This is a genomic window from Pseudochelatococcus sp. B33, from assembly GCF_053570585.1.
On the sequence record NZ_JBSEFH010000026.1, the window covers coordinates 68,439 to 77,859 of the forward strand.

Consider the following 9,421-nt stretch of genomic DNA (forward strand, 5'->3'; position numbering starts at 1 on the left):
TCAGCTCGATATCGATCTCGTATATCGCATTAGCGCATGCATAAGCCTTCAAAATATGTATATTGACTGGAAACAATAAGCGCACGGAGGATAGAGGCTTGTTATCGACGGTACCCCTCCTCGATAGGCATCCCGGCCTGCGCACGCGAGACCCCGACGAGCTGCTTCGGTGGCTCAGTCCCGTGTTCTCCGTTCGCTCCCTCGACATTCCCGAAGGGGGAAGAGCGTTCGACAGCGTCGTCAACCATTGCGAGCTGTCGTCGATCGGCCTGACCTACGCGAGCTACGGAGCGCCGGTGCAGGCGCGCATCTCGCAGCTCGACTGCTTCGTCCAGGGGTTTCCCGTCAGGGGGGCGGGCGAGGCCTGCTGGAACCGCCACAGAACGGCGGTGCAGACGATGGGCGGCGTGGTCGGCGGCCCCGGATCGGAAGGGTCGCTGAACTACGGAGACGATTTTGCGCACATCGTGCTGCGCATCCCGTCGGCCGCGCTGACGCGCAAGCTCTTCGCGCTGATCGGCCGCCCGGTCGATCCGCCGCTGCAGCTCACGGGCCAGCCGAGCTACAATCCCCGGCACTATGCATCCCAGGTGCGCCTGCTCGATTATCTCATCCGCGAGCTGGACCGCACCGAATCGACACTGCCGGCGGCGGTGGTGGAGGAAATCGAGCAGGCTGTCATCGTCGCCTATCTCACCGCCAACCAGCACAACTACAGCCATTGGCTGGAAGGAACGCCACGCGCCGCCGCGCCCTGGCAGGTGCGCCGCGCCGTCGACTACATCGAGGCGAACTGGGATCGCGCCATCACCATCGAGGCGCTTGTCGAGGAAACCCAGACGACGGCCCGGAGCCTGTTTTACCTGTTTCGGCGCACCTACGGGATTTCGCCGATGACCTATGTCAGCCGCGTCAGGCTGCGCTACGCGCGCGAGATGCTGAGCAACCCGACCGCTGAGACGAGCGTCACCTCGGTCGGTTTCATCTGCGGCTTCAGCAACATGGGGTACTTCGCGCGAAAATACCACGAGGCATTCGGGGAAAGGCCGTCCGAGACGCTGAAACGCCGCCGCTAAAGCAGTTTGCGTTCAATTTGAGCATCAAATTGAACGCAAGTTGCAGAAAATGATATAAATTACAACGGGTTGCGAATCGGATCCTGATTCAACAATCATGCAACCCGCTCTGGAGTAGGCCTACTGCCGCGCGGGATAGACAGCCTTCCAGTCGTTCTTCACGTCGACGACCGTCCAGCCGCGCGCGGGCGCCTCGTCCAGCGCCTGGTCGAGCCTGCCGATATGGGAGGCGCGGTCATAGGCCCATTCCCGTTCGGCGTCGGTGTGGTGGACGATGAGCCCGAATCCCGGCTGGTCGCCCAGCGTGGTCCATTGCAGCATCTGCAGGTCGCCGTCGGAATTGCCGGCGGCGAAGACCGGCCTGCGGCCGATGAACCGGTGAATGCCGACCGGCTTTCCGGGGCCGTCGTCCACGAAGTCGATTTCCGGCAGCTTGTCGATGACCGGCGTGTCGCCGTCGAGGCGGAACTCGGCCTTGATGCTGGAGCCGACGACCTGCTCGGGCGGGATGCCGTAGACCCCCTCCACCCAGGGCCGCATGAAGTCGATGCCGCCGCCTGAAACGATGAAGGTCTTGAAATCGTTGGCCCTCAGATAGGTCAGCAGCTCCAGCATGGGCTGGAAGACCAGATCCGTATAGGGACGGTCGAACCGCGGGTGGCGCGCCGTTTCCAGCCAGTCCCGGACCAGTCTTTCGAACTCCGCCGTCGTGACGCCGGCGTGCGTCGCGGCCACCGCTTGCAGCAGCCCCTTGGTGCCGAGCGCCCCGATGGCGGCCTGATCGCCGGACAGGATCGTCTTGTAGGGCTCGGTGGCGGCGAGATCCGGGTTCGTCTTCGCCACTCCGGCGAGGCGATCCAGGGCAAAGGCGAGCTGGAAATAGACCGGCTGCTCGGACCAGAGCGTGCCGTCGTTGTCGAAGACCGCGATCCTCTCCTCCCGCTTCACGAAGCCTTGGCCGCCCTCGTCCGTCGCCCGCTGCACGAAGGCGAGGATCGCCTGCTTCGCCGCCCCGTCGTTCCACGAGGGAAGCGGATCCTCCTGCGCGAACGCGCCGGGCGCGGCGGCGAAAGTCAGGGCGACGAGCGCCGACAGGACGCAGCGGCGGGTCAACTGCAGCAATGTCGAGACCATGGGCAATCTCCTTGAAGCGCTTGCCGATCGAATTGATAATTCGATGCGTAAACAAATAGATGGAGCGGCAGCATGGCTCAGGTCGAACGTCCGCCGCTCTTGTGTCCTTCGCCCGGCGCCGGCCGCCGCACGCAGCGGAAGCCGACGTGGCTCGTCGAGGTGTCGACCGCCTCGGCGTGCCGTGCGGCGGGCCGGTAGCGGCGGCAGTAGTTGGGTGCGCACAGATGCGAACCGCCCTTCAGCACCTTCTGGGGAATGCGCACCCCGGCATGCATGGCCGCGTAGCTTTCGTCCATCGGCCCGCCGCGCGGATTGCGGGGGATGCAGCAGGCTTTCGGCGCATCGGCCGGGTGGCGGAGGGACCACCAGTCGCTCGTCCATTCCCAGACGTTGCCGATCATGTCGTAGAGGCCATGGCCGTTGGGCGGAAAGGCGCGCACCGGCGACGTGCGCTCGAAGCCGTCCTCGGCGAGGTTCTGGAACGGGAACGCGCCCTGCCAGGTGTTGGCCATGTGCCGGCCGTCCGGGGTCATCTCATCGCCCCAGGCGTATTCCGCGCCGTCGATCCCGCCGCGCGCGGCGAACTCCCATTCCGCCTCCGTCGGCAGGTCCTTGCCCGCCCATCTGGCGTAGGCTTCGGCATCCGCATAGGCCACGTGGACGACAGGATGGTCGTCGAGCCCCCGGATGGAGGTGCCCGGCCCCAGCGGATGGCGCCAGTTGGCGCCGAAGCAGAACTTCCACCACTGATAATGATCGCCGAGCCCGACAGGGTGACCCGGCGGGCTGAACACCAGCGAACCGGCCTTGAGCATATGGGGAAGCGCCCCGGGATAGTCCGCCGGATCGGGGGAGGTCTCGGCGACGGTGACGTGGCCCGTCGCCGAGACGAAGGCGCGGAACTGCGCGTTGGTCACCGGCGTCTCGTCCATGAGGAAGCCGTCGACCGTGACGCGGTGAGCGGGCTTTTCCTCGGCGTAATGGGCGTCCGACCCCATGCGGAAGGTGCCGCCCTCGATCCAGATCATCGGTGTTTCGGCGGCGACTGCGCGTCTCTTTGCCTTGTGCATGTTCGCCTCGCTCGCGATGCGCCGGCACAGACCGGCGCCGGACACGCAAGACGGACCGCGCGCGACAGCGCGGTCCGCATCCGCATCCGCGTATCAGTTTCCGATGGCGCGCTGGAGCTGCTTCTCCACGTTCGACAGGTTGAACGAGCCCGGGCTCTGGCTCGGCGGATAGTCCTTCATCGTCAATAGGAAGCTGGCCGCCAGCGTCTGGATCGGCACGATGACGAAGACGCGGTCTATGAACCAGTCGTTGTACGTATTGGAGTTGTGCTGCGCGCGCTCGAACGGATCGCGCCGCAGGTTGAACAGCAGCGGCACCCGCAGTTCGACGAACGGCTCGCGCCAGACGCCGAAGGCCTCCCCGCGATTTTCGAGGAAGACGACTTTCCAGTCCTCATAGCGCGCGGCGACGACCTGGCCGTCATCGTTGACGTACCAGAACTCCTTGCGCGGCGATTCCTCGGCCTTGCCGGAGAGATAGTCGAACTGGTTGTAGCCGTCGATGTAGTTCCGGTAACGCCTGCCGTTCAGCTCCACGCCCTCGAGCAGCCGTTCCTTGATATCCGTAGCGCCGGCAGCGGCGGCGAAGGTCGGCAGCCAATCCTCGTGCGCGACGATGCCGTTCAGCGTCGTCCCTGCCGGGAAATGGCCGGGCCAGCGGACAAAGGCCGGGACACGATACGCCCCCTCCCAGTTCGAGTTCTTTTCGCTGCGGAACGGGGTGGTGCCGGCATCCGGCCACGAGTTGTAGTGGGGGCCGTTGTCGGTGGTGTACAGGACGATGGTGTTGTCCGCGATGCCGAGATCTTCGAGCAAGCGCAGCAGTTCGCCGACGTGCCCGTCGTGCTCGACCATGCCGTCGGAATATTCATCCTGCCCGGACTTGCCGCGATTGGCCTCCTTCACATGCGTGCGCAGATGCATGCGCGTCGCGTTCCACCAGGTGAAGAAGGGCTTGCCCTCGTTAACCTGCCGCTTGATGAAATCGGTAGCGGCGGCGAGGGTTTCCTCGTCGATGGTCTCCATGCGCTTTCTGGTCAGCGGGCCGGTATCCTCGATCCGCTGCGTGCCGTCCGGGTTCGCCCAGGCATGGATGACGCCGCGCGGTCCGAACCGCTTTCGGAACTCGGGATTCTTGGGATAGTCCTCGTGCTCGGGCTCCTCTTCGGCATTCAGGTGGTAGAGATTGCCGAGGAACTCGTCGAAGCCGTGCTGGGTGGGCAGGTGCTCGTCGCGGTCGCCCTGATGGTTCTTGCCGAACTGGCCCGTGGCATACCCTTGCGCCTTCAGCACGGTCGCGATGGTCACGTCGCTCTTCTGCCAGCCCTCAGTGGCGCCGGGCAGGCCGACCTTGGTCATGCCGGTGCGCACCGGCACGTTGCCGCCAAGAAAGGCCGCGCGGCCGGCGGTGCAGCTCTGCTGGCCGTAATAGTCGGTGAAGGCCACGCCTTCCCGCGCGATGCGGTCGATGTTGGGCGTGGAATAGCCCATCATGCCGCGGTTGTTGTGGCTGATGTTCCAGGTGCCGATGTCGTCGCCGAAGATGACGAGAATATTCGGCTGGCTCCCCGAAGAGCCGGCTGCCTCGGAGCCGGCCGCGCCGGGAGCGGCGGCCGGGGGCGTCTGGGCCTGCGCCTGCCTGCGGGAGGAGGCGACCCCGAAAGCCGACAGCGCGGCCGCGGTGGTGCCCCCGAGCAGGATATTGCGCCGGCTCAGGTCCTTGCCGCCCCCTGCCTGTTCGTGATGGTCTCTGGCATCCATGAAAGCTCTCCTGTAGGTGCGAAATGCCGCACAGGGCAGCAGATATCCGTCGGTGGAGCGCCTGGCTCCCCGGTTCTGTATCGTCGACATTCAGGAATCGTTTGACCGCACAAGGAGTTGGCGGAGCGACGAGGCAAACGTGCCACGAGGCGGCGCGCCCCAGCGTTTTCGCGGCGCCGTCCGGCAGTCGCGTTTCCGGAACCTCCCTCTCCGGCTCAGCCGAAGCTCGTTGACTGGACTTTACAGGACTTTCAATTCAGGCATAACGCTCGCGACAGGGTGGAATGTATCGACTTTACTTGATAGCGCTACTCATGGAGTGGAACCGGCTGGCCGGATTCGTCAAGGAAATCGGCCAGCTGATTTCTCCAACCGGCAGACAAGAGAGTGCCGGCCCGACATGCGGCTGCAAGCGCCGGCGACAGCGCCGCGCCGCGCCGGCTCCGTCAAAGCATGGAGCCGGCTATCCGAAGGAAACGCACGAGGCGCTTGATCCGTTTCAAGACACGTGCCGCCTCGAAGGCGTAAAACAGCTTTGAAAGGTATCCCTCATGAACAGACGAAGCGTGCTCATCGGCACCGGCGGCGCCCTTGCGTTTGCAGGCGTAGGTGCCGCCGGCTGGCGGCTGTCGGTCGGATCGATAGCCGCCTATGAGGATTATTCGGCACAGCTGCGCCAGTCCCTGCCCGCCGATCCGGAGTTGTCCGATCTCATCCGCCACGCGACGCTCGCCGCCAACAGCCACAACACCCAGCCGTGGCGCTTTCGCGTCGAGAAGGGCGGGATCGGCATTCTTCCTGATCTCGCGCGCAGAACGCCCGCCGTCGATCCGGACGATCACCATCTCTTCGTCAGCCTGGGCTGCGTGGCGGAAAACCTGTCGATCGCCGCAGCCGCGACCGGGCGGCGCGGCGACATCGAGGCGCAGGAGGACGGCAGCATACGCTATGTCGTCGCCGATACCGGCCCCCCTGCGGACCACCCGCTGCTGGCGGCCATCCCGTTGCGCCAATCCACCAGGGCGGCTTATGACGGGCGCGAGGTTGCGGCCGCCGACATCGAGAAATTGCAGCAGGTCGCCGAAACGCCGGGCGTGCGCGTCGTCATTCTGACCGATCGGGCGCAGATCGGCCGGGTGCGCGATCTCGTCGTGGAGGGCAACGGCGCCCAGATGGCCGATCCGGCCTTCATGGCCGAGCTCAGGGATTGGCTGCGCTTCAGTCCGCGCAGCGCCATGGCGGCCGGCGACGGGCTGTTCTCGGCGGCGAGCGGGAACCCTGTGCTGCCGGAATTCCTGGGCCGGAGCGCATTCGATCACTTCTTCACCGCGCCCGCCGAGAACGACAAATACGCCCGCCATATCGATTCCTCGGCGGGAGTCGCCGTCTTCGTCGCCGAGCGCGAGGACAGGGCGCATTGGGTCGCCGTTGGCCGCGCCTGCCAGCGTTTCGCGCTGGAAGCGACGCGCCTCGGGCTCAGGCATGCCTTCATCAACCAGCCCGTGGAGGTTGCGCGGCTGCGGCCGGAGCTCGCAGCCGTGATCGGTGAGCCGGGCATGCGGCCCGACATCGTGATGCGCTTCGGCCATGGCCCCCAGCTGCCCTTCGCGCCCCGCCGCCCGGTTTCCGAGGTGATCGAATGATTGTCGCGGACTCTCTATAGGACGGTCTGCTTCAGGAGGCTCTCCAGCCAGTCCGCGAAGACCTGCAGCCGGCGGGAGAGGTGCTGGCGGTGCGGGTAGAGCAGCGTCATCGCCATGGCCCCGGCCCAGAAGTCCTGCATCACCTCGACGAGTTCGCCCCTGTCCACATGGTGGCGGACGTCGTAGGCGGGGATCTGGATCAGGCCGAGGCCGGCGAGGCAGCAGGCGATATAGGCCTCGGCGCTGTTCACCGTGACGCGCCCGCGCATCGGGCGCGTCCGCGGCGCGCCGTTGTCGATCCACTCCCACTCCTCCACGCGGCCCGTGGACGGCGAGGCGTAGTTGACGGCCCAGTGCGCCGTCAGATCGGCGGGCGTGCGCGGTTCGCCGTGGCGTTCGAGATAGGCGGGGCTCGCGACATTGATCAGCGGCAGCCTGCCGATCGGCCGGGCGATCATGCTGGAATCGGTCACGGACCCGACGCGCAGCACACAATCCACGCTGTCCTCGACGAGATTGACCGCCCGGTCCGTGACGCCGAGCTCGACATCGATCTCCGGGTAGGCATCGAGGAAGGCCGGCAGCATCGGGGCGATGATCAGCCGCCCGATCCGGCCCGGCACGTCGACCTTGAGCTTGCCCGAGGGCCTCAACGCATTCCGCCGGAAAAGGTTCTCGGTTTCCTCCACGTCGCCGATGACCCGCAGGCAGCGCTCGTAGAACGCCACCCCGTCCTGCGTCGGTGCGACCTTGCGGGTGGTGCGGTGCAGGAGCCGCACGCCGACGCGGTCTTCCAGCTCCTGCACCGCCGCCGAGACCGACGATCGCGGCAGGCCGAGCGTGTCGGCGGCGCGGGTGAAGCTCGAACAGTCGACAACGCGGGTGAAGATACGGAACAGGTCGACGCGATCCAACGGACAGGCTTCTCCATTGTTCTCAATTTCTGACAGATGATGTCAGAATGAGCCACTTTATAAGAAGATTCCAGACGGTAATGTTCGCCGCATCAGGATTGCCGCACACAGATGCCCATCCCGAAGGAGGCCAACACCATGACCGATCATTCCATCAAAGGTAAAACCGTCATCATCGCCGGCGGGGCAAAGAACCTCGGCGGGCTGATCGCCCGCGATCTCGCCGCCCACGGCGCGAGGGCCATCGTCATTCACTACAACAGCGCCGCCACGAAGCCGGATGCCGACGCGACGGTCGCCGCCGTGAAGGCCGCGGGCGCCGATGCCGTCGCCCTCCAGGGCGATCTCACCTCGGCGGCGGCCGTGGAGAAACTGTTCACGGACGCCGTCGCCGCCGTGGGCCGGCCGGACATCGCCATCAACACCGTCGGCAAGGTGCTGAAGAAGCCGATCCTCGACATCTCCGAAGCGGAGTATGACGAGATGAGCGCCGTCAACGCGAAGTCCGCCTTCTTCTTCCTGAAGGAAGCCGGCAAGTCGGTGAACGACAACGGCAAGATCGTGACCCTCGTCACCTCCCTGCTCGGCGCGTTCACGCCCTTTTATGCGAGCTATGCCGGCACCAAGGCGCCGGTCGAGCATTTCACCCGCGCGGCCGCCAAGGAGTTCGGCGAGCGCGGCATCTCGGTGACGGCGATCGGCCCCGGGCCGATGGACACGCCCTTCTTCTACGGTCAGGAATCCGCCGAGGCCCAGGCCTATCACAAGACGGCCGCGGCGCTGTCGACCTTCTCGAAGACCGGTCTGACCGATATCGAGGACATCGTTCCCTATATCCGCTTCCTCGTCTCCGACGGCTGGTGGATGACGGGACAGACCATCCTCGTCAACGGCGGCTACACCACCAAGTAACATTGCCGAAGTAACGTCTCCAAGGTCACGTTTCGGGCGGCCGGACGAGAGTTCGGCCGTTTCTCATTTCCGCGGCAGCCCAAAATTTCGCAAAGCCGATTGACATTTTTCCTCCCGCATAATTTTATCGGTCGATAATTAATCATGAAGGGCCGAATTGCTCGTTCGGCGCGCTTCGAAAGGGAGGAGCGCTCGACATGTCCAGAGATGATAGCCCCCGGCTCGCCGATCTCGACGAGAACAGCCTGTCGCCGGAGCAGAGGGTCGTCTTCGATGAAATACGCTCCGGCCCCCGGGGGGGTGTCGAAGGTCCGCTCAGGGTCTGGCTGCGCAGCCCGAAACTGGCCACCCATGCGCAGGCGCTCGGCGCCTTCTGCCGATACGGCACCAGATTGCCGCCGCGCCTGAGCGAACTGGCCATCCTCGTCACCGGCGCGTTCTGGAAGGCGGGGTTCGAATGGGCCGTCCATGCGCCCATCGCGATGAAGGCGGGCCTGTCCGAGGAGGTCACGGAGGCCATCCATGCCGGTGCCCTTCCCCGGTTCGAGGCCGAGGACGAGGCCGCGGTCCATGCCTTCAGCCTCGAACTGCAGCGCGACCGGCGGGTCAGTGACGAAACCTACAGGCGGTGCGTCGCCGCCATCGGTCTCGAGGGCACTGTCGAGCTCGTCGGCATTCTCGGCTACTACACGTTGATTTCCATGACCATCAACGCGTTCGAGGTGCCGCTGCCGGATGGCGCGGACGAGCCGTTCCCGGAGCGGTGAACGCGGGAACAACCGCCGCTCCGGCGGACCGGGGCGGCGCATCCAAGAGAAAAATGCATTGAATCTGAATCGCTATTTTTCTCTATCCATTTGTCAATGCATCAAATTTTTCCAAAGAGTGCGCACACTTTTTGGTTCGATGCT

General features: G+C 65.2%; 9 protein-coding genes. 5 read left to right on the forward strand and 4 right to left on the reverse strand.

What is annotated here, in order from left to right; translation table 11 throughout:
• The first annotated feature begins 98 nt into the window (after positions 1 to 98).
• A complete protein-coding gene (locus ACUSIJ_RS23940) occupies positions 99 to 1,076 on the forward strand; it encodes an AraC family transcriptional regulator (RefSeq protein WP_449310940.1) in 978 nt (325 codons plus the stop codon).
• 120 nt (positions 1,077 to 1,196) lie between these two features.
• Here ACUSIJ_RS23940 and ACUSIJ_RS23945 read toward each other — a convergent pair whose 3' ends face one another.
• The 3 genes from ACUSIJ_RS23945 to ACUSIJ_RS23955 all read right to left on the reverse strand — a co-directional run bounded on the left by ACUSIJ_RS23945 (position 1,197) and on the right by ACUSIJ_RS23955 (position 5,041).
• Complete coding sequence (locus tag ACUSIJ_RS23945; protein ID WP_449310941.1) at positions 1,197 to 2,210, reverse strand: HAD family hydrolase; 1,014 nt, start codon at positions 2,208 to 2,210, stop codon at positions 1,197 to 1,199.
• A 77-nt stretch (positions 2,211 to 2,287) separates the two neighbouring features.
• A complete protein-coding gene (locus ACUSIJ_RS23950; protein ID WP_449310942.1) occupies positions 2,288 to 3,280 on the reverse strand; it encodes a formylglycine-generating enzyme family protein in 993 nt (330 codons plus the stop codon).
• A gap of 93 nt (positions 3,281 to 3,373) precedes the next feature.
• Positions 3,374 to 5,041, reverse strand: coding sequence for an arylsulfatase (locus tag ACUSIJ_RS23955; protein WP_449310943.1), 1,668 nt, complete (start codon positions 5,039 to 5,041; stop codon positions 3,374 to 3,376).
• Between the two features lie 284 nt (positions 5,042 to 5,325).
• Here ACUSIJ_RS23955 and ACUSIJ_RS23960 point away from each other — a divergent pair, with 284 nt between their 5' ends.
• Together ACUSIJ_RS23960 and ACUSIJ_RS23965 are read left to right on the forward strand one after the other, a co-directional pair.
• Positions 5,326 to 5,580, forward strand: a complete 255-nt coding sequence (locus ACUSIJ_RS23960) for a hypothetical protein (RefSeq protein WP_449310944.1) — start codon at positions 5,326 to 5,328, stop codon at positions 5,578 to 5,580.
• Positions 5,581 to 5,592: 12 nt separating this feature from the next.
• Positions 5,593 to 6,684 carry an Acg family FMN-binding oxidoreductase gene (locus ACUSIJ_RS23965; RefSeq protein ID WP_449310945.1) on the forward strand — a complete coding sequence of 364 codons (1,092 nt, stop codon included), beginning with the start codon at positions 5,593 to 5,595 and terminating at the stop codon, positions 6,682 to 6,684.
• Positions 6,685 to 6,698: 14 nt separating this feature from the next.
• Here the strand turns inward: ACUSIJ_RS23965 and ACUSIJ_RS23970 are convergent, their stop codons facing one another.
• Positions 6,699 to 7,598, reverse strand: coding sequence for a LysR family transcriptional regulator (locus ACUSIJ_RS23970; RefSeq protein WP_449310946.1), 900 nt, complete (start codon positions 7,596 to 7,598; stop codon positions 6,699 to 6,701).
• A gap of 138 nt (positions 7,599 to 7,736) precedes the next feature.
• Between ACUSIJ_RS23970 and ACUSIJ_RS23975 the strand changes: the two genes are divergently transcribed.
• Positions 7,737 to 8,510, forward strand: a complete 774-nt coding sequence (locus ACUSIJ_RS23975; protein ID WP_449310947.1) for an SDR family oxidoreductase — start codon at positions 7,737 to 7,739, stop codon at positions 8,508 to 8,510.
• A 197-nt stretch (positions 8,511 to 8,707) separates the two neighbouring features.
• Entirely contained in the window at positions 8,708 to 9,277 is a 570-nt protein-coding gene (locus tag ACUSIJ_RS23980) for a carboxymuconolactone decarboxylase family protein (protein WP_449310948.1), read from the forward strand.
• Positions 9,278 to 9,421: the final 144 nt, after the last annotated feature.